This window comes from Legionella stuttgartensis (genome assembly GCF_977063405.2).
In genome coordinates this window covers 71722-94260 of the sequence record NZ_CDRUHA020000022.1, presented here as the reverse complement: position 1 = coordinate 94260, position 22539 = coordinate 71722, and the positions used below count along the sequence as shown (strand labels likewise).

Below are 22539 nucleotides of genomic sequence, written 5' to 3'. Positions count from 1 at the left end.
ACAATGCGCTATATGATATAAAAAAACGCCATTTGCCATGTTTAAATAAGTTCAAATAGATAAAAAAAAATTCAAGAAAAATAAATAAACAACAGAAAAAAGATCGAAATTTAGGTATAATTACTCGATTTACAGCCGATTTGTATTTTATTCTATAGGCAAAAAAGCAAGTAGTGCATTCCATTTTATATGGCGCTAAATTATACTTGGCTGTTAGTTTTTAAACTCTTTTGAGCCCAGCATTGACTTGGTACTTCTTTGTGTTCAAGAAGGCACGGGAAAAAGATTAGTTATAGATTTGATTGCGGAGAAATACTATGCTGGAAAAGCAGACCATACAATTACCCGAGGGTTTACGCGCTGCTATTAATCATGCCTATCGTCTTGATGAGTTGCCATTAATAACAGAGCTTTGTGAAAAAGCAGCCTTAGGGCAACAGCAACTAATTGATATTAAGAATAGTGCTACAAAATTAGTTGAGTCAGTGCGTACGGAGCGAAAAAAAAGCACGGGTATTGATTCCTTTTTGACTGAGTATGCTTTATCCAGTGATGAAGGTATTGCTCTGATGTGTTTGGCTGAGGCACTATTACGTGTTCCTGACAGTGCTACAATAGATAATTTAATTAAAGATAAATTATCGGGTGGAAATTGGAAATCTCATATAGGTCAAAGTGATTCATTTTTTGTAAACGCAACTACCTGGGCATTGATGCTTACAGGAAAAATACTCACACCGGAAAAAGCTGAAAATACATTAACTAAATCGTTAATGAAGCTCGTTAATCGCAGTAGCGAAGCGGTTGTAAGAAAAGCTGTTGATAAAGCAATGCGCATTATGAGCAAGCAATTTGTTATGGGGCGCACTATTAGTGAAGCACTAAGCCGAGCAAAAAAGAAAGAGGCACAAGGATATCGTTATTCATATGACATGTTGGGTGAAGCTGCATTAACATCTGTGGATGCATTACGTTATTTTGAGGCCTATAAAGAAGCCATTGAAACCATAGGGAAACAGGCTGATAAAGATTCTGATGTATACAAACGAGCAGGGATATCTATAAAACTTTCTGCATTGCACCCACGTTATAATGAAAGCCAGCATGATCGAGTGATGGAGGAGTTACCAACTAAACTCTTGGCTTTGGCTCGCTTGGCAAAAAGTTACGGAATTGCCCTAACGGTTGATGCTGAAGAATCCGAGCGCTTGGATTTATCACTTGACGTGATGGAGTGTGTATTTAACGATGCAAGTTTGGATGATTGGAATGGTTTCGGTTTAGCGGTCCAGTCCTATCAAAAAAGAGCTTTTTATGTATTGGATTGGGTTGCCGCTCTTGCAAGAAAAAAACAACGTCGAATCATGGTACGCTTGATTAAAGGAGCCTATTGGGATAGTGAAATAAAGAAAACCCAAATGCAGGGGTTGAATGAATATCCTGTATTTACCCGAAAAGTTTTTACAGATGTTTCTTTCCAAGCGTGTGCTAAAAAAATATTGACCATGACGGATGCAATTTATCCACAATTTGCAACCCATAATGCTTATTCTGTGGCGATGATTTTAAATATTACTGGTGATTATCGAGATTTCGAATTTCAGTGTTTGCATGGAATGGGTAATGAGCTCTATCAACAAGTAGTACCAACAGAGCGTCATGGAATTCCATGTCGTATCTATGCGCCAGTAGGAAGCCATGAAGATTTACTTCCATATTTGGTACGTCGTTTGTTAGAAAACGGTGCAAATTCTTCATTTGTGAACCGTATCGTTGATGATAATGCACCAATTAGTACATTGGTTGAAGATCCTGTCGAAAAAGCCAGATCATTACTCCATAAGATGAATCAAAATATTCCATTGCCGGAAGATATCTTTCAACCGAGCAGAAAGAATTCTAAAGGTTTTGATTTTTCTGATCGTACTGAGCGCGCTTTTTTACAACAAAAAATGGCGCAACTTAAATTACAGCAATGGACCTCAGGACCGATAATCTCAGGAAATCCAGCACTTAAAGGCGAAATGCAACGTGTTGAGTCGCCGCAACAAACTGAAAATATTATTGGAACAGTTCAAAACTCATCCCTGGATGATGTGGAGAAAGCATTGGTACAGGCTGAGCAAGCATTCCCTGGATGGTCGAATACTCCTGTAAAAGAAAGGGCTGCCTGCCTTAATCGTTTTGCTGACTTATTACAGGAAAATTATGCGGAACTTATGACCATAGCGTGCCTAGAAGCCGGTAAAACTATGAATGACTGCATTTCAGAGGTGCGTGAGGCCATTGATTTTTGTCGTTATTATGCGATCCAGGCCCAGCAAATTTTAGCTCCTCTGCGTTTAACAGGTTATACAGGTGAACTAAATGAGCTAAGCTTGCATCCACGTGGCATAGCGCTCTGTATCAGTCCCTGGAATTTTCCCTTAGCAATTTTTACAGGACAGGTTGCTGCTGCATTGGTCACAGGAAATTGCGTTATTGCAAAACCAGCAGAACAAACTCCTTTAATTGCTGCTTATACAGTTAAATTAATGCATCGAGCAGGAATTCCAGCTGGCGCTGTACAATTAGTTCCTGGACCTGGTGAAACCATAGGGGCTGCCTTGGTTGCGGACAAAAGAATTAAAGCGGTATTGTTTACTGGCTCTACTGACACAGCAAATCTTATTAATCGTACCCTAGCAACGCGTGGCGGTGAATTGATTCCTTTGATTGCTGAAACTGGCGGTCAAAATGCGATGATTGTTGATTCGTCTGCTTTATTGGAACAGGTAGTAGTCGACGCAGTTAACTCTGCATTTGGTAGTGCGGGTCAACGATGCTCTGCGTTGCGCGTTTTATTTGTCCAAGAAGAAGTATATCCACGAACTATTGCGCTTTTAAAAGGAGCTATGGCGGAATTGGTAGTTGGCGATCCACGTTGGCTTGTGACTGATGTTGGACCTGTAATTGACAGGACTGCTTTATCCACATTAAAAAATCATGTGGAGCATATGAAAAAGCGTTTTGAAATCATTTACCAATGTCCATTGGATGAATCTTTGGAATCAGGATACTTTATGCCACCTACTGCGATTGCTATTGATCATATCAACGCATTGGAAAAGGAAGTTTTTGGTCCGGTTTTACATGTAATTCAATTTAAACGAAAAGACTTAGACCAAGTCATTAAACAAATTAATGCAACAGGGTATGGCTTAACATTGGGGATTCATAGTCGGATTAATGAAACAGTAGAATACATTAGACAGAATATTCATGCGGGTAACTGTTATGTAAACCGTAATATGATAGGTGCTGTTGTGGGTTTACAGCCTTTTGGAGGAGAAGGATTGTCAGGTACAGGTCCTAAAGCAGGCGGTCCTAACTATTTGATTCGACTTTGTCATGAGCGAACCTATACTGTTGACACTACTGCAGCAGGAGGTAATGCGAGCTTAATGTCTTTGCCTGATTAATAGGTAAATGATGCACGGCGTGACTCTAATCATTATCTAGATTTCAGTTACGCCTATATTTCTGGTGCAACAGGAAGTTGCCATTTCAAATTAGTGGAGTGATTAATGAATAAGATACTCTATGTGACCCATGCTCTAATCTCTATTCTTATTTGCTTTTTTAGTAATACTTTGCAGGCAATGACCATAGCACTTCCTCATTCAAATCAATTTATTTCTTACAATGATGTAGGTGAGGGGAAACCAATCGTATTAATCCATGCATTCCCAACCGATCAACGATTGTGGCAGGCCCAACAAGAAGGGCTTAAAGGGCACTTTCGAGTGATTACCTTAGATTTATGGGGATTTGGTGAATCATCTTCGGTGGATGGAAATGCAATTCCTATGACTCAATATGCTGACGAAGTAAAACAACTGTTAGATTACTTAAAAATTGATAAAGCAATCATTGCTGGCGAGTCAATGGGAGGATATATTGCCCTGGCATTTTTAGGCAAATATCCTAATCAAATACTTGGACTAGTACTTTCAAATACCCAGGCGGTGGCAGATAGTCCGGAAACAAAAGCAACACGCGAGAAAACTGCCCTTGAAGTTCTTGAAAATGGGACGGATAATTTAATTAACGGGTTTATGACTAAGGCGCTATCACCTTATGCATCACAACAAACTCGAGCTTATCTACGCCATATTTTAACATTACAAAAATCAACCGCTCTAGCATCGGCTTTGCGTGGAATGGCTCTTCGTAATTCAACAGCAGCTCTACTGGAAACTACAAAACTACCAATTCTGATTATTTCAGGAGAATTGGATAATGTTATTTCCCCGCAACAAAGTATCGATATGCATTCAATTTCAAAAAATAGCCAGTTAATTATTTTACCTGATGCAGGACATTTATCTAATTTAGAGCAACCCGAACAATGGAACCAAGCGGTTATCGAGATGTTTGAATAGTGAATAATTATAGTTTGGGTGAACCCCGGATTATCTTGTCGTCATCCCTTACTACGTTGGGGATGACGGCTTCACACACTCTAATGTTTTTTAGCAAGAAACCAGGGAATTAATACAAACAAAATTAATCCACCGATTAAAAATGATTCGAAAATAAATACATTACCAATAGGTATTTGTGTTGGCGGTACAAAACCGATAACAATTGCTGTAAGACAACAAAGAATCCCCACGGTACATAATAACCACATGACTACATTACCACCTGGGACAGTGTAACCACGATGTATATTGGGTTTGCTGTATCTTAACTTAATAGCAGCTGCAAACATAAAGACATAGACTAATAAGGCCATTTGGGCACAGAGATCACTTAACATCCAGTAGGCCGCATTAATTGAATGTAACAAAATAAAAGCGGTACTTAAAACTGTAAAAATAATAGCTTGTGCAAAGAGAATCGTTGTTGGAGCACCGAATTTATTTGTATGAGCGAATAGAGCAGGTAATGAGCCATCTCTTGCTGAAACCATTAATCCTTTTGTGGGGCCAATAATCCATGCCGAAACGCCACTGAGGCCACCTAAAATAATTAAAACGGCAATAATAGAGGTCATCCAGGGCATATTATACGAATTAAAAAAAACAGCATAAGCATCAATAAGCCCAGATACTACACTTAAACTTTCATTAGGAACTACAACCATAATGGCGATTGAGCCTAAGGAAAGCGTAGAAATGACTAAAATAGTTGAATAAAAAAGTGCTTTTGGATAATCCCGTTGAGGATTTTTTACTTCTTCAGCATGAACAGCGGACATCTCCATACCAAGTAAACCAAATAACACCACTGCAAATAGTGATAAATTACCAAAAGAACTGAAGTCAGGTAACCAGGTCGTGGGATAGCCAACAACCATAGGTTTTCCTTGAATAGCCCAAAGTATGGCTAAGAAAATAATAAAAAGCATTGGGAATATAGTGCCTATTGTTGCTCCGATAGTGCTGACTATGCTCGATACTTTCATTCCAAAGCAATTGAGTATTGTAAATAACCAAAACAGAACAAGCACTGTACCTAACAAATAATACTTGTTGCTTCCTAATTCTGGGGCAATTAAATAAGATAGGGTGGCCGCGATAAAAGCAAGTATCGTTGGATACCATACTACATTATATATCCACTGCAGCCAAATTGTAATAAAAGCTGCTCGTTTACCAAATGCTTCACGAACCCATACATAAATTCCACCTGTTTCGGGGTAGGTAGTTGCTAATTCGGCTGCCACTAAAGATACAGGGATAAAAAAGGCAAATGCAGCTACAACATAATAAGAGACTAATGTAAGTCCGAGTTTGGCACTAATGGGCAAAGTACGTAAGCTATCAACAGCAATGACGTTAATCATTACTAAAGAAAATACACTTAGAACCTTTTTAGGGTGATTCATGATTAGTCCTTAACAAATGCGGTACAAGCAAAACTTTGATGCGCAATGCTATTATCATTAATGAAATTAAATAAAAAAGTAGATTGGTGTCTTTATAACCAAACAAAAGATGAGCATTAGATATATGAGCTAGCTGAATATCAGAGCTGTTGGGCCATAGGCCCAACGTAGAAGGTATCATAATCATCAAGCACTCAGATTCCTGAGAACGTATTGAAGAATACCCCCATTTTTATAGTACTCTAATTCATCAGCTGTATCGATACGACATAATGCTTTAATCTGCTCTACTTGACCATTGGTGCGCTCAATTGTTACTGGAACCATTGAACCAGGCGTTAATGAATCCGATACATCAACGCTAACACGTTCATCTCCTTTCAGATCCAGAGTTTTGCGTGTCATGCCATCACAAAATTGTAGAGGTAAAACGCCCATGCCGATTAAATTAGACCGGTGAATACGTTCAAAGCTTTCAGTAAGTACGGCCTTGACACCAAGCAAATTGGTTCCTTTGGCCGCCCAGTCTCTAGAAGAGCCGGTACCGTATTCTTTCCCTGCAATAACTACAAGCGCATGATGGTCTTTTTGATAAAGCATTGCTGCATCATAAATAGGCATTACTTCGCCAGAAGGAATGTAACGGGTGATGCCTCCTTCTTGACCAGGAGTCATTTCATTGCGAATACGAATGTTAGCAAAAGTACCTCGCATCATTACCTCATGGTTACCACGACGAGAGCCGTAAGAGTTAAACTCTTTTTCATCAACTCCTTTGGATTTTAAGTACAATCCTGCTGGAGAGTTGGCCTTTATGGATCCTGCTGGAGAGATATGATCTGTTGTAATTGAATCACCAAATAATGCCAAAATGTAAGCTTGTTTGATCGGTTTAATTGAATCAGGTTTTGCTTTTAAATTATCGAAAAACGGAGGGTGTTGGATGTATGTTGAATCTGCATCCCACTCGTAGGTTTTTCCACTGCTTGTTTTAATTGATTGCCAGTGTTCATCACCAAGAAATACTTCAGAATACTCTTTACGGAACATGCTACCAGTAACTTTAGATACTTCGGCAGCAATTTCAGCATTAGATGGCCAAATATCTTTCAGATACACATCATTACCTTTATCGTCTTTACCAATAGGCTCTTTGCTTAGATCGATAGTGGTCGTTCCACAGAGAGCATAAGCAACAACTAAAGGAGGAGATGCTAACCAGTTTGCTCTAACTTGTGGATGTACCCGGCCTTCAAAATTACGGTTTCCTGATAAAACAGCTGAAACAACAAGATCGTTATCACTGACACAGTGAGAAATAGCATCGGGCAGTGGTCCAGAGTTACCGATACATGTTGTACAACCATAGCCAACCAAGTTAAAACCTAATTGATCCAGATAAGATTGCAATCCTGCTTGTTTAAGATAATCTGTAACGACTTTAGAACCAGGTGCTAAAGAAGACTTAACCCAAGGTTTGCGTTGGAGTCCTTTTTCAATTGCTTTTTTAGCAACTAAACCTGCAGCCATGAGCACACTTGGATTCGATGTATTGGTACAACTGGTAATGGCCGCAATAACCACATGACCGTGTTTCATTTGGAACTCATGATTCTTAACAGAGAACGAAGAATCTGCTTCTTGTTCTTTTCCTGCTTCTTTAAGGAACGTATCAAATTCCACAGGTAAAGTACTTAATGTTACTTTGTCTTGTGGTCTTTTGGGGCCAGCTAATGAGGGAACAATTGTACTTAGATCGAGTTCCAGAGTATCAGTAAACACTGGGTCTTCACTGTCTTTATCGTACCACATGCCCTGTGCTTTAGCGTACGCTTCAACCAACGCAATAGTATGTTTATCACGTCCAGTCAATTCAAGATAACGAATAGTTTCTTTGTCTACTGGGAAAAATCCACATGTAGCACCATATTCTGGAGCCATATTAGAAATTGTAGCTCGATCAGCAAGGGGTAAGTCGCTTAATCCTGGACCATAAAATTCAACAAATTTGCCCACTACACCTTTTTTTCTAAGCATATGCGTAACAGTGAGTACGAGATCGGTTGCAGTGATTCCTTCCTTCATTTTTCCATGCAATTTGAATCCGATAACCTCTGGAATCAACATCGATACGGGCTGTCCGAGCATAGCAGCTTCGGCTTCGATACCTCCAACGCCCCATCCTAAAACGCCTAAGCCATTAATCATGGTTGTATGGGAGTCTGTACCTACTAAAGTGTCAGGATATGCATATAAAGTACCATCATCAGTGCTACTCCATACAGTTTTTCCTAGGTATTCAAGATTGACTTGGTGGCAAATACCAGTTCCAGGTGGTACAACTTGGAAATTATTAAATGCTTTTTGTCCCCAGCGTAAAAACTCATAACGCTCATTGTTTCGCTTCATTTCAATTTCAGTATTAACTGTTAAAGCGTCTTTACTACCAAATTTATCAACCATAACTGAATGGTCAATGACTAAATCCACAGGTGACAACGGCGAAATTTTATCTGGATTACCACCCAGTTTAGCAATTGCATCTCGCATTGCTGCTAAGTCCACTACAGCGGGAACCCCAGTGAAGTCTTGCATTAATACACGAGCAGGTCTAAAAGCAATTTCATGTTGTGATGTTTTATTGTTCAACCAGTCAGCAACAGCTTTAATATCTTTGGTGGTAACTGTATTGTCATCTTCAAAACGCAATAGATTTTCAAGAAGAACTTTAAGTGAATAAGGAAGACGATGGATTCCGTTTAAATTTTTTTGTTCGGCTTCTTTAAGACTATAATAATGATAAGTTTTTCCATCTACATGCAATTGGGATTTTGTTGATAAGCTGTCATGACCTACTTTCATAAGGAGCTCCTGAAATCAAAAACTGAATGATAGCTCAATTTTAAGAAAATTCCATGAGTTCTTATGAAATTAGGTCAGAACTTTTTAGAATATACTAGCGTACTGTGGGGTATACCCTTGCGTTTCATCAAAAGACAATTGAGGATTATTTACTTGAACACCAGCTTGAAAAACTAATTTCTCTAGGCTTTTTATCTCTGATGTATCAATAGGGCCTGGAATTAATAAGGATGCGCCGCCTGGAGCTAACATCGTAATACCAATTGGAAGCAAAATGGCAGTTATCAATGGATTAATCCATATTGCAGCTATGGATGCTAGGATAAGCGCTGAGCCTAAGATTGTCGCAGCCAGTGATATATTATGCCGAAAGGGCTCTTCGATTACCTTAGTTGCTCCTACAGGATAATAATTCTTATTCTTATGATAAGAATCTATTATATAAGCCGCATTGTGTGGTGTGGATAAACAAGATGATAATGTTTTAGCAAAACGGTGATATTGTTCCAATATTCGTTTTATTTCATAAGGATCCGTGGTTTGTTTCAACGCCTTGTTGAAATCTTCTTTTCGTAATTCCAGCATCTCAAGGAACGCTTTATATTGATCGTCTTGATTAACCAATAGCTTCAAGGCATTTTTAATTTCATCTGAAATTGATTCATATGTATATATATTTTTTTGCTTATAAAAAGAAGGTTTACCATACATGATAATTACTCTTAAAGATTTAGTGAGCGCAGATTAACATTATTTGACTTGGTTTAAAATGGATCTCTTAGGTAAATTTACAATCAAGTAATATTTTTTAACAATAACTTAATTTTTCTAATAAATTATTCAATTGGTATGGATATTGCTATTAAATCTACAAATTAATGGAGGATTGGAATGACAGACTTGAATAAAGCAATATCAAATCTACCTACGGCTGACCTTTTCTCGAATAATCTGTCGGGTAGTAGTAATGCTGTAGATGGCGAAATTTTGACGAATACAGTAGAAAACTCACAGACAAAAAATGCTTTGCCAAATAATGATCTTAAAGATACAAATGATTTCATCTTTTTACTCACCCATATTGCGACGCAAATATCCAAGCATCAAGGAGCAAAGCAAAATTCGTTTCAAGTTTCAGAGGTAACGCAACACTTAAGCCCTACAACGACTAACTCAACCATTGATTCGGATGAAGAGGTGTTGGAAAAAACCATCTCAGAACAAACGAATGAAGAGCAATCACCAAGTGTGGTGGAGGATAATGTTGCTGTCTCTTGGATTAATTCGCAATATTTCCAGCAAGCAGTAGAAAATCTGGCAATCCAAGATGAGCCGCCATCAGGACAACCTGTTTTGATTGAAATGCAGCAAGAAGTTGATGTGAATCGGTTAAATTTTCAGCAAGAATACAATTCAAGTGAAGATAGAAATATAAGTAAAGAGCAAAATGTAGGGCTGAATGTATTAGAAACGGTACAATCAGCCGAAGTTCAAACCCCAGTTCAAGAAGTTCAAAATGTAATGGAACGTACTTTAACTCAAGAAGTACGACAGCAACCAGCTGAACCTGCTTTAATTGAACATGGTTTATTACAAAATGAAGACATTATTTTGAGTTCTGATGCGAATCAAATTATAAAAAATGTGTCATTGAGGCCTGAAGAGCCCACCGAACACGATGAACGCTCAGAAAATCCCCCGTCGCGTGGAGTACGCATGAAATCCATGAGCGCATCCATTCCTTTGCTCCCTAACGTCAATTCTTGGGAAAGTAAAGAAGGAGATAATGAAGAAAAACAGATTATATTGCAGCCTTTAGCTCGTGAAATGGGGAAGCAAAACGAAAGTACGTTACCCACTCAACCTAAACCGGAATCTCTCATGGAACAGCTTGATGGGGTAAAGCTACCGTCAATGGTCAATGTATTTACCAATGAAGTACGTATTAATCCACCTGTGGAAAATCATGCTCGTACTTTTGATGCTATACCTCAAACCCTCACGATACCAATGGAAATAGATAATCCTGAATGGTCAAATCAATTTTCGGAGCGTATTACTTGGCTTGGCCAGCAAGAGGTAACCGGCGCAATAATTAAAATAAATCCTGAAGACTTAGGCCCGTTGGAGATCAATATTAAGGTAATAAATGATACAGCTTCAGTCAATATAACGGCACATAATCATCATGTACGAGATATTATTGACCAAGCATTACCGAAATTGCAGGCAATGATGGCTGAACAAGGCTTAAATTTATCTGAAGTGCAAATTGATTCAGACAGCAGTTCAGGTCAGTTTTCGCAACAAAATGATGGGACTACAGAACAATTGACACATGAAGATGAAGTTGGAGTAACCCCCTTAAAAAATAAGAGGGTGATTAAAGGTCTGATTGATTATTTTGCCTAAGCATTAATACATATAGCGCTTGCTTTCAAAAGCAGTGCGAATTGTTATCGGCAACTTCTTTTACAGCGAATTACACGTCCACTCCAGCGGTCAATGAGACAGCTTTGACTACAGCCATGTCCTATGTATCTCCAATCCGTCCAGATAAATCTTCTATGGTGACGATGGTGGTGGTATGGAGGCGGAGGCGGGCCATAATATGGGGATGGTCCATAATAGCCGCCGGAATGATATCCAATGAAATAAGCGAGCTGCTGACTCTGCAGTTTAGAAGATGTTATCTCAGCCTTAGCTAAATTACTGTATAAGAAACCTATGAGTATTGTGAAAGACAGAACAAGGAGCCGAAAAAACTTATTGCTTCGAATGCTAACTTTTTCCATGTCGCAACTCCATATTATGTTGTTACATTAGGAATTATAGATTATAAATGATTTTCCTGAGCAATTTTTGGATACGATTTATGAAGGAAAAAATAATTCTAATTACTGGATGTTCTAGTGGAATTGGGTTCGATGCTGTTTTTACTCTGAAAAAAAGAGGACACAGAGTTATTGGATCATGTAGAAAAAAAGAAGATGTTCAAAAATTATTAGATATGGGAGTAGAAGCCATTCAATTGGATGTTGCAGATTCCTCCTCAATTCAAAATGGGTTTGCTGAAGTATTGGTTAAAACAGAAGGTCGCTTAGATGTTTTAATTAATAATGCTGGGTATGGTCAAGCAGGGGCTCTGGAAGATATTGGACGTGATGTGATACGAGCCCAATTCGAAACGAACGTTTTCGGGCTACTTGAACTGACGAATCAAGTGATTCCCATCATGCGTAAGCAAGGATGTGGTCGTATTATTAATATAAGTTCAATTTTAGGCATTATCAGTATGCCATTTCGGGGTGCTTATAATGCATCCAAGTATGCAGTAGAGGGCATTAGCGATACACTAAGATTGGAATTAAAATCTTCAGGTATAGATGTCATTACGATAGAACCCGGTCCTATAGAAAGTCGGTTTCGAGATAATTCTGTTGATAACTCATTAAACAACATTGATATGCAGCGTAGTTATTTCAGTAAACAATATGAACGAATGCTGGCTTCATTTAAGCAAAAGAAATCCGACTCTTTTTTTACTCGAAAAACCGATGCGGTGATCGATAAATTGATCCATGCAATTGAGTCTAAAAAGCCTAAAGCCAGATATCCGGTAACATTCCCGGCTCATCTGATGATTTTTTTAAAATGGATTTTAAGCGTTAAAATGCTAGATAAATTCTTTTTGCAGGTTTCAAAAAAAGAACTATCCTAACTGCACTTTTGAGCTTATTAACCCTGATTAAATTGGTACGGAATAATAAACTTTTTTTAAAAAAAAGAAGAAAAACTCAAATTTCTTTGCTAATATCTAAATGGGTTAAAAATCATTAACTATCAAGGAAGTAAAATTATGAAAAAATCAACAATAGCTGTAGCTGCTCTATTAACTGTATTAGCAGCTCCTGTAGTATCTGTTGCTTACGCAGATGATGCATCTACTACTACAAGCACTTGCAAAGGTTGTAATGGTTGCAAAGGTTGCAAGGGTTGCAACGGTTGCAAAGGCTGTAAAGGTTGCAAAGGCTGCGGTGGTTGCTCTGGTGACTAATCTGTAGTTTTGATTCTAATAAAGAGGTAGTTCCTACTACCTCTTCTTTTTTCCTTCCTATATGAAGTAAGAAATATGATTAGTCATGCTGAATTTACATTACCCAAACTTAGCAGTTGGTATAAAAATATTTATTTGAATTACGCCAAACAAATTTTAGAAGCCCAACAATTAATGACAGCTAGAAAAGGTAAAAGCATCCTGCATTATACCTTACAAAAAAAACGACGTTTTGAACGAATGAGCCATTATCCTCGAGGAGATCGCATTGATCGTAATACTGGGGCTCAATATTTTTATCATTGCCATAGAGAAAACTATGAAAGTACAGAACATGGTCATTTTCATTGTTTTTTACGTTACAAACATATCCCTAAAAGTATCAAACCAGCTCCTTTAGCAGATTGGGACAAATATATTGATAACCCTATGACCCATTTGATTGCAATCGGCATAAATCAATTAGGGCAACCAATACGCTTATTCACGGTTAATCGTTGGGTTACTTCAGAAATTTGGTATAATTCAGAATACAGTGCACGCTTACTTAAACACTATAAAATGACTTTAAGTGATGATCCTTATTGGCAAGTGTTGGATCGTTGGGTTGAAGGGATTATTCATTTGTTTAAGCCACAGATTTTATGGTTGCATCAAGAGCGTGATAAAAAAATTATGCAGCATCAAGCAAATAATAGTGCAATTGATAATCCTTATCTGGATTATGAGCTAGAGGAGCTTTCAGAGATTTCAATTGACTTGAAACAACAAATTGAATGGATAATCAGTTAGTATAAAATAGTCACGAGGATTGGTTTTTTTAAATCAATCCTTTTTCTATAAAACACTTAGCCCTCAATCCAAAAATCAAAATCAATAATCTGTACTATAATTTACATGCAAAATAATAAATTCTTTGGAGTATTTGCATGTCAGCCCACGCAAAAAATAGGACTGTAGAAGATCTTAATTCGATACATGAATATTACATGGAAATCATTAATTCAATGCCCAATATAGTTTATTGGATAGATACTGAATGTAATCTGAAGGGGTGTAATAATAATTTCGTGAAATTATTAGGTCTAAATACACTCAAAGACTTCAAAGGCTCGCCTTATCAGAAAATGGAAGAATTTGCCCATTGGAATAAGGAACGAGTAGAAGAATTAAAACTAGAAGATATGAAAGTAATATTTTCGGGTATTCCTCAGCATAACGTGGAAGAAAAAGCGATAGAAGACAGTGCAGGTAAAACTTATTACTTCCTATCCTCACGAGTGCTAATGCAGAATCGCAATAAAAAAATAATTGGATTGATAGTCATTTTAAACGATATCACCATAACTAAAGAACTTAAAAAACATGTTGAAGTTTTACAAGAAGACAATCAAATGATAAAGCCCTTATTAAAAGAGGGTTATTTACCCACTGTGCTGATGGTAGAAGATAATGTTATTGCGCAAAACGTGGAAAAAGCATTACTCACTGCATTACATTGTCAAGTTGATATAGCCGATTCTGCTGATAGCGCAATAAAATTATTCCAGCCTGGAAAATATGATTTAGTGTTAATGGATATTGGATTAGAAGATTCTTCTGGCTATGTTGTTGCAAAACAATTACGTCAAAAAGAAAAAAATACCCAACACCATGTTCCTATAATTGCCCTAACTGGTTTTGAAGCAGACGTAGTCAAATATGATTGCCAGCATTATTTTATGGAAGGAGCAATCAGCAAACCTTTAACTTGTGAACAAGCCGAACAGATTATCAAACACTATGTATACCATATGGATGTTCCTGTGCGCGGTTTGAAGACGACTTAGTATGCTGTTATTATAATCATTTTTGAAATGAATTTATTCTATGAGTAGTAATTCAACTGAAGCTAGTCGTATCTTATCTTTAGATGTTTTTCGTGGTTTGACTATGGCATTAATGGTTTTAGTCAATAGTCAGGGAACGCGATTTATATACCCTATACTCGATCACGCTGAGTGGGACGGATTTACATTAGCTGATTTTGTGTTCCCAGCCTTTTTATTCATCGTGGGAATTACTACCGTTATTAGTCTAAAAAGACACCTCAAAGTGGAGAGTAAAGCCTTACTTTATCGGAGCATTTTTACTCGTACGCTTCTTTTATTTTTATTTGGTATGTTTTTAAATGCTTTTCCTTCTCATTTTGATTTAGCAACTGTGCGTGTTTATGGTATTTTGCAACGCATCGCTTTTTGCTATTTCATTTGTGCTCTTCTTTATCTTAATACTTCAGTGAAGACTCAAATTTTTATTTTTTTTGGCATTCTTATAGGATATTGGTATTTTCTAACCCAGGTTCCAATTCCTGGTCCTGGTATGGAACAATTAAGCATGACAAGAAATTGGGTAAGCTATATTGATTCACTCATATTCTCTCCTGCACATTTATTATCAAAAACCTTTGATCCAGAAGGACTTTTAAGCACTATCCCGGCGATTGCCACGACACTTTCTGGAGTTTTGGCTGGCCATTTTTTGTTAACCTCTATCAGTAAGCAAAAGAAAAGTATGATAATAATTGCGACGGGCATATTATCTCTATTATTAGCCTGGATATGGAGCTATAACGTTCCAATTAACAAAAACTTATGGACAAGCAGCTTTGTTTTATGGAGTAGTGGTTTTTCACTTATTGTTTTTGGTTTGTGTTTTTTTATCATCGATGTCTTAGGGTATATAAAATGGTCGTTGCCTTTTAAGATCTTTGGCATGAATGCCTTATTTATTTTTATTTTTCATGTGCTTTTATTGAAAATTCAATCCATGTTCGTTGTTACTCTGCCTAATGGGTCGCATGATGTTGTTCGAGTTGCAATTTCAGAATATTTATTTGGCTATTTAAGTCCTCAAAACGCGGGCTTATTTTACGCCTTGCTTTTCCTTTTCTTAAATTTTTTAGTTGCTGCTTTTTTATATCAACGAAAAATATTTATTAAAATTTAAACAATTTTCAGGCGAATACAACGACTTTGCTCGTTCTGGCTTAGGAGCTACATATTGTTCATCCTTCGTGAGTTAGCTATAATAACAGGTTAGATTAAACTGTCTGAAGTTAATGGAGTGGTTTTCGATGCCAATTTATGAATACCAATGTACAAATTGTAATCATCATTTTGATTTGATGCAAAAAATCAGTGATGAGCCAGTTAAACAGTGTCCGGTATGTTATAAAGATACTGTAATTAAGCTTATTTCAGCTGCAGGCTTTCAACTTAAAGGTACTGGTTGGTATGCTACTGATTTTAAAAACAAAAGCAGTAAACCGCAGGAAACTACAACTAAAAATGATGACTCTGCTTCCACAGAGAAGCCAAAAGATACTTCTTCAGCTAAAACGACTCAAGATGGTGACAACAAGTGAAAACAAAGTCATTAAGAAGCTATTTACTCGCGGGATTGGTGGTATGGTTACCCATACTCATCACCATAGGTGTATTGCGCTTTATTATTGACTTACTCGACAACACGCTTGCTTTAATTCCTAAAGCCTACCAACCTGAGCAATTAATTGGACATTATATTCCAGGTTTTGGAGTTATCTTATCACTTGTTATTTTATTGGTCACAGGAGTAATTGCCACCAATTATTTTGGACAACGCTTAGTAGAATGGGGCGAGTCTATTCTAATTAAAATTCCTTTGGTCCGATCAATTTATAAAGCAGTAAAACAAGTAATTAATGCGGTATTATCTACAAATAGTGAAGCGTTCCGTAAAGTAGTTCTAATTGAGTATCCACGTAAAGGATTATGGAGTATTGCCTTCCAAACAGGTGCAGGAAATACTGCAATAAATAATAAAACAAAAGATGAAATGATATCTGTATTTATACCTACTACTCCTAACCCCACTTCAGGCTTCCTCATAATGACTCCTAGAAGTGATGTAATTGAGTTGGAAATGAGTATTGATGAAGCACTAAAATTTATAATTTCTTTAGGAGTAATGCCGCCTGCATCAGAGGCAGCGTTAGCAAACAATTTGTAAAAATTTAAATAGGCGGTTTTATATGCGTACACACTACTGTTTGGGCGTCGATGAGTCAAGTTTAGGTAAAGAGGTTGTTGTATGTGGTTGGGTACATCATCGTCGAGATCATGGTGGTGTGATATTTCTTGATGTTCGTGATAGCTCGGGTTTACTGCAAGTAGTGTATGAACCGGAAAATAAATTATCTTTCTCTGACGCAGAAAAATTACGATCTGAATTTGTTGTTCGTATTACGGGAATTGTACGTAAAAGACCCGAAGGAATGATTAATGATGCAATGGCCACTGGTAAAGTAGAGGTTGTTGGCACAAAGCTTGAGATTCTAAATCAGTCACCGACCCCTCCATTCTTACCTGATGATTTCCAAGTTGTGAACGAAGATTTACGTTATAAGTATCGATATATTGATTTGCGTCGTCCTTCAATGAAGCATAAATTAACGTTACGTCATGAGTTAAACAGCTGTATTCGAAATTATCTCAATCAGTATGGTTTCCTTGATATTGAAACACCAATGCTTACTAAAGCAACTCCAGAAGGGGCTCGTGATTATTTAGTTCCTTCCAGGGTACATCCTGGTTCATTCTATGCGTTACCTCAATCACCACAACTTTTTAAACAATTATTAATGATTTCGGGTTTTGATAAATATTACCAGATTGTTCGTTGTTTTCGTGATGAAGATTTGCGCGCTGATAGACAGCCTGAATTTACACAGCTTGATATTGAAATGGCTTTTATTGATGAGGAAAGCATTTTAGAGCTTATTGAAGGGTTATTAAAAACTGTATTTAAGCAAGTTCTTAATGTGGAACTACCCGAAAAGTTACGTAGAATGCCTTATGCTGAAGCAATGCGACGCTTTGGTAGTGATAAACCAGATTTACGTAATCCTTTAGAGTTGATTGATGTTGCAGATTTAGTAAAAGAGTGTGATTTTAAAGTATTTTCTGCTGCAGCTAATGATTTAGAATCACGAGTGATTGCTTTAAGATTACCTGGTGGATGTGACCTTAGTAGAAAAGATCTCGATGATTATGGTCGTTTTGTAAGTATTTATGGTGCTAAGGGTCTTGCTTACATTAAGGTAAACAATCTGGACGAAGGAATGGCTGGATTACAATCACCTATTTTAAAGTTTCTCTCTGAAGAAGCAGTACAATCAATTTTGCAACGCACAGAGGCTAAAACTGGCGATGTTATTTTCTTTGGATCTGATAAAAGTCATATTGTTAATGAGTCTATGGGGGCACTAAGAATAAAATTAGGACATGATAGAAAACTTCTCAAAGAGGGTTGGGAATTATTATGGGTTGTTGATTGGCCAATGTTTGAAAGGGATTATGAGAACAACAAGTTAAATCCCATGCATCATCCATTTACTTCGCCTAAGGATCTATCACCTGAGAACTTACGCGCTAATCCAACACACACATTAGCAAAGGCTTATGATATAGTAATTAATGGTTATGAAATCGGTGGTGGGTCCATACGTATTCATCAATCTGATTTACAAAAAGCAGTTTTCGAATTGCTTGGAATTAATGAGCAAGAAGCTCAGGAAAAGTTTGGCTTTTTACTTGATGCATTGCAATATGGTGCGCCACCACATGGTGGTATTGCTCTTGGTATCGATCGCCTCGCTATGTTACTTACAGACTCAACATCAATAAGAGATGTTATTGCTTTTCCTAAAACACAAACAGCATCGTGCCTTTTAACGAGTGCGCCATCACCTACGGGTAACGCACAATTAAATGAATTGGGAATAAGACTTGCTCCAACTACACAGACTAAATAGTATATTTAAACTTGGTAGTAACCTAGCTAACCTCGTACAAAAAGTGATTATCCCTGCGAAATCAGGGATCAATTCTCTAATTGGTGTAAAAACTAATTTGGGAAAAGATCCCTGTACGTGTAAGGATAATTTCTTCTTAGGAAAAATGAATTCATTGGTAAAGCGAACGTATTGGTGCTTTTTATTTTGTTTGCTTTTTTCTGCTTCCTTTGCTTCGACCGCACCAGTAAAAAAGCAAGTTACTTTTTCCGAATACTTAACTCAAGACAAAATACATCTAATAACCGCCATTCAAGATTCAAAAAAACCGATACAGCTTAAAAGTGAAAAGGAATTTAGCGACAAAATGAAGCAGGTGTCGGCGATACACTCAATGACGGAAGTTAAAATTGAAAGTTTAGAAAGTTTTTTTGAACATCAAAATAAAGAACAAAACTATCTTAATCAGCGTTTAAAGCAACTTCAACAGATGCCTCTCGATAAAGAGAACACGAGCATACCCGAACGTGTAGAGAAAGTAGAAAATTTAATCAATATTAACAAACAAACAATTCAACTTATTACTGAAAATTTAAAACTTGTTAAAGAATATCAAGCCTCTCTAGATGATGAGATAAAACATTTGGAGTCGTGGCATTCGAATTTTGTACTTGAACAAAAATTAATGCAGATTAAATCGCTAAAAGAACAACTCAATAAACGATTGAGTATGCTTTATGAAAGCAACGTAAAGAATCAGCCAGATAAGCGTTCTAAGTCATCACCAAAACTCGTAGCAGCAGATTACGAAGCAATGTTATTGATTAATAATCAAAATATTGCAGCAATTCAAAATCAATTAAATGCTTTAAATATACAAAAGACTGTGGTTAAAGGGGATATGATTTATCTTAAAAATCCTGATACCAAAAATTTGCAGCTTATCACAGAGATTTATAAAGATGCCTTAAATCAATACGCTAAAATAGAAAAGACAATACAGCACATTCAAAATTTTCTGAATAAAGAAACAAAACTTGTTGTAGCGCCAACGTTAAAGAAATCGATAAGCACGCTACAAAATACTTTAGCGCAACAGGTCAATGAAGCCAATGTACAAAAACAACTTTTACTTAAGAGCTTATCTGATTATCAAGCGCAACTTAAATCACTCATGTCTTCACGACAAACCCTTGCCGATTATAGCTTTAGCAGCTGGCCAATTATTGTAAAGAAAATAGTCGCTATTCCTGGATTAGTTTATAAATATTTAAAAACATTGAGCTTAAAAGTTTATGATAGTTATTTGTGGTTAAGTACTTTATCCATGGTTATCTTATGGGGTGGGTTTGCGCTGATAACCGGTTTTTTCTTTATGATAAGCCGTATCTTAAAAATGCTTCGTAGAGATAAAGAGCGGTCCCGTTTAACAGGTTATCTGTATGATGGTGTTCTAGTTCTCATACAAAGAAATATCCCTTATTTCTGTATTGTTTCCATGCTCTGGGCATTACTTTATATAACACATATTTCTTTTTCCAATTATCAATTATTGTTTAAATTAATCGCAGTGTGGTTTACTTTTAAGATTTTAATCTTAATAGCTCGTTTGGCATTATTAGAACGAGTCACTGACTCATCGGGTAAGGATGTTAAACTTTATTACCGTTTAAAATGGCTATTACTATTCGGCGGTTGGACCACCGCTTTAATGACTATTGGCCATTTATTACCCCTATCGATACTGCTTCAAGACATATTTAATCGATTATTTATGCTCTTTATTTTAACCGTATCTCTAGTTATATGGAAAAGTAAAGATGTCATTCCGTATCTTCTACGCCCGTTATTCAAGAGTCAAAAAAGATATGTTAGTAACGCGATTTCTTTATTGGTTATTTTGGTACCAATTACATTATTAACTACTGGGGTAATAGGGTTATTTGGATTTATCGGCTTAGCATGGAGCCTGAGTCAATATTTGGCTTATGCATTACTTGTACTAGTAGGATATATTATTGCCAGAGGTTTATTATTCGATGCGTTGGAATTGTTTTCTGAATTGATGATTTCTTCATTACGTAACGGATGGTTATGGGTGGAGGTCTTTTTAAAGCCCTTAGACAATATTTTACGTATTGTACTACTATTAGCGAGCATTCATGTTCTATTCCAATTATTTGGTTGGAATTCCGATTCCTTAGTTATGATCAATTTAGGTAAATTTGCTCAATATACTATTGTTAATATCCCAGGGATCCAAGTTACTGTAACAAGCACTATAGAATTTTTTATCCTACTTGCCGTGCTTGTTTGGGCCTCTAAATGGACGCGTGAATTCTGTTATCGTTGGTTGTATAAAAATGCCAAAGATGTAGGGATACGTAACAGTCTTTCGGTTTTCACTCAGTATGCCGTTATTCTTTTAGGTGGCTTTGTTTCTCTCCACGTACTTGGATTTGATTTTAGTGGTATGTCTATGATTGTTGGTGGTCTTGCGGTAGGTATGGGATTTGGTTTACGCGATTTTGCAAGTAATGTTGTAGGTGGTCTTATGTTGCTTGTTGAAAGACCTGTTCGCGAGGGGGACTTGGTAACTATAGGTGAGCATGAAGGACGTGTTGCCCATATCGGTATTCGCTCTATGAGAGTTTGTTCTTGGGATAATATGGAAGTTCTAATCCCCAACGCTGAAACGTTTAATAAACCTTTTACTAACTGGACACATCAGGACGGTATTGTCAGAACTGTTATTCCTATAAAAGTCAGTCGCTCGGATGATCCAGTGATGATCCAACAACTGATACAAGATATTCTGGCTACAACTCCAGAAATTGTGGGAGATCCTCCGGCTCAAGTTTTTCTTAAGAAAATTGATGAAGCATTACTTGAATTTGAGGCTCGATATTTTATCAATGTGCAAATTCACACCCGTGTTGAGGTACAATCTAAAGTATTGTTTGCTATTATGACTCAGTTCAAAGCAGCAAATATTAGACCTCCGATTGAGCCGCTCGCTATTGAGATTAAAGAAGGCCATGCTGACCTCACTGCCAAAAAACAGACCGCCGAAAACTGAAGCGGAATTGCTTGAGCGTTGTAATTCGATTGCGGGCCTTAGTTTTGTACAATTAGGTTTGAGCTTAGAATTGTTAATTCCGGCGCATCCTAATCAACGAAAAGGGTGGGCTGGTCAAGCAATCGAGTTGGCGTTGGGTACTGATGCTCAGAATAAATCATTACCCGACTTCCAAGCTTTAGGCGTAGAGTTAAAAACACTACCTCTAAATAAATCCGGAAAACCTACAGAATCTACATTTATAACGTCTATCCCTTTGCTCACTATTCATCAACAGCAATGGAACTCGTCTCAATGCTATGCTAAATTAAGACGGATTTTATGGGTTCCAGTAGAAGGGGATACGGATATTCCTTATTCACAGCGAAGAATCGGGCAAGGATTCTTATGGTCGCCCGATGAAGCAGAGGAACGTATTTTAGCAGAAGATTGGAATTATCTATCATTTCAAATCAGTAGTGGACATATTGAGACACTAGATGCAAAATCTGGTGAGTATCTGCAGGTAAGACCCAAAGCGGCAGATGGCAAATCATTATGTTATGGTTACGATGCTTATGGAAATAAAATCAAAACATTACCACGCGGATTTTATTTAAGAAGCAGTTTTACCGCAAAAATTTTATCATGTTCCATGGATCAAAATGTAATGAATTTATAATTGAATTAGAGAGTGGCTCGCTCTAAATGCGAACACCCTTTGGATTCGTAGTTTAATGATTTACTTGATTCAATGTTACGATTCATTCAGCTAATCTTTTAGTGTTTTTAGTACTACGCAGCAGTTGGAGCTTCACTTAAATTAAAAACCCGGATTACTTTGCAGTATCCGGGTAAACATAAATAATATT

At 37.1% G+C, this 22539-nt stretch carries 16 protein-coding genes; 13 read left to right on the top strand and 3 right to left on the bottom strand.

Going from position 1 to position 22539, the window contains the following annotated elements:
- The first annotated feature begins 317 nt into the window (after positions 1 to 317).
- On the top strand, positions 318 to 3461 hold the full coding sequence (gene putA / locus ACWTEW_RS06030) for a bifunctional proline dehydrogenase/L-glutamate gamma-semialdehyde dehydrogenase PutA (RefSeq protein WP_454780812.1): 3144 nt from the start codon (positions 318 to 320) through the stop codon (positions 3459 to 3461).
- A 105-nt stretch (positions 3462 to 3566) separates the two neighbouring features.
- Positions 3567 to 4424 (top strand): alpha/beta fold hydrolase, encoded by an 858-nt coding sequence (locus ACWTEW_RS06025; protein WP_454780811.1) that lies wholly within the window; start codon positions 3567 to 3569, stop codon positions 4422 to 4424.
- Between the two features lie 80 nt (positions 4425 to 4504).
- Here ACWTEW_RS06025 and ACWTEW_RS06020 read toward each other — a convergent pair whose 3' ends face one another.
- From ACWTEW_RS06020 to ACWTEW_RS06010, 3 genes are all read right to left on the bottom strand, one after another.
- On the bottom strand, positions 4505 to 5875 hold the full coding sequence (locus ACWTEW_RS06020) for an APC family permease (protein ID WP_454780810.1): 1371 nt from the start codon (positions 5873 to 5875) through the stop codon (positions 4505 to 4507).
- A 186-nt stretch (positions 5876 to 6061) separates the two neighbouring features.
- Positions 6062 to 8737, bottom strand: coding sequence for an aconitate hydratase AcnA (gene acnA, locus ACWTEW_RS06015; protein WP_454780809.1), 2676 nt, complete (start codon positions 8735 to 8737; stop codon positions 6062 to 6064).
- 84 nt (positions 8738 to 8821) lie between these two features.
- Positions 8822 to 9448 (bottom strand): lpg1689 family Dot/Icm T4SS effector, encoded by a 627-nt coding sequence (locus ACWTEW_RS06010; RefSeq protein ID WP_454780808.1) that lies wholly within the window; start codon positions 9446 to 9448, stop codon positions 8822 to 8824.
- A 180-nt stretch (positions 9449 to 9628) separates the two neighbouring features.
- On the opposite strand from ACWTEW_RS06010, the gene ACWTEW_RS06005 reads away from it, so the two are divergent.
- The 11 genes from ACWTEW_RS06005 to mutH all read left to right on the top strand — a co-directional run bounded on the left by ACWTEW_RS06005 (position 9629) and on the right by mutH (position 22349).
- Positions 9629 to 11149 (top strand): flagellar hook-length control protein FliK, encoded by a 1521-nt coding sequence (locus tag ACWTEW_RS06005; protein ID WP_454780807.1) that lies wholly within the window; start codon positions 9629 to 9631, stop codon positions 11147 to 11149.
- A 463-nt stretch (positions 11150 to 11612) separates the two neighbouring features.
- The gene (locus ACWTEW_RS06000; RefSeq protein WP_454780806.1) at positions 11613 to 12458 is read left to right on the top strand and encodes an SDR family NAD(P)-dependent oxidoreductase; all 846 of its coding nucleotides are present in this window, start codon (positions 11613 to 11615) and stop codon (positions 12456 to 12458) included.
- A gap of 138 nt (positions 12459 to 12596) precedes the next feature.
- The gene (locus ACWTEW_RS05995; RefSeq protein WP_454780805.1) at positions 12597 to 12794 is read left to right on the top strand and encodes a hypothetical protein; all 198 of its coding nucleotides are present in this window, start codon (positions 12597 to 12599) and stop codon (positions 12792 to 12794) included.
- Between the two features lie 75 nt (positions 12795 to 12869).
- Positions 12870 to 13586, top strand: coding sequence for a DUF6969 family protein (locus ACWTEW_RS05990; RefSeq protein WP_454780804.1), 717 nt, complete (start codon positions 12870 to 12872; stop codon positions 13584 to 13586).
- 137 nt (positions 13587 to 13723) lie between these two features.
- Entirely contained in the window at positions 13724 to 14623 is a 900-nt protein-coding gene (locus ACWTEW_RS05985) for a response regulator (protein WP_454780803.1), read from the top strand.
- Positions 14624 to 14663: 40 nt separating this feature from the next.
- Entirely contained in the window at positions 14664 to 15782 is a 1119-nt protein-coding gene (locus ACWTEW_RS05980; protein ID WP_454780802.1) for an acyltransferase family protein, read from the top strand.
- Between the two features lie 127 nt (positions 15783 to 15909).
- Entirely contained in the window at positions 15910 to 16200 is a 291-nt protein-coding gene (locus tag ACWTEW_RS05975) for an FmdB family zinc ribbon protein (RefSeq protein WP_454780801.1), read from the top strand.
- On the top strand, positions 16197 to 16826 hold the full coding sequence (locus ACWTEW_RS05970) for a DUF502 domain-containing protein (RefSeq protein WP_454780800.1): 630 nt from the start codon (positions 16197 to 16199) through the stop codon (positions 16824 to 16826). The genes ACWTEW_RS05975 and ACWTEW_RS05970 overlap by 4 nt, the downstream gene beginning before the upstream one ends.
- Positions 16827 to 16848: 22 nt before the next feature.
- Complete coding sequence (gene aspS, locus ACWTEW_RS05965; RefSeq protein WP_454780799.1) at positions 16849 to 18630, top strand: aspartate--tRNA ligase; 1782 nt, start codon at positions 16849 to 16851, stop codon at positions 18628 to 18630.
- A gap of 145 nt (positions 18631 to 18775) precedes the next feature.
- Positions 18776 to 21688, top strand: coding sequence for a mechanosensitive ion channel domain-containing protein (locus ACWTEW_RS05960; protein ID WP_454780798.1), 2913 nt, complete (start codon positions 18776 to 18778; stop codon positions 21686 to 21688).
- Positions 21648 to 22349 (top strand): DNA mismatch repair endonuclease MutH, encoded by a 702-nt coding sequence (mutH, locus tag ACWTEW_RS05955; protein ID WP_454780797.1) that lies wholly within the window; start codon positions 21648 to 21650, stop codon positions 22347 to 22349. Before ACWTEW_RS05960 ends, mutH begins: the two co-directional genes overlap by 41 nt.
- Positions 22350 to 22539: the final 190 nt, after the last annotated feature.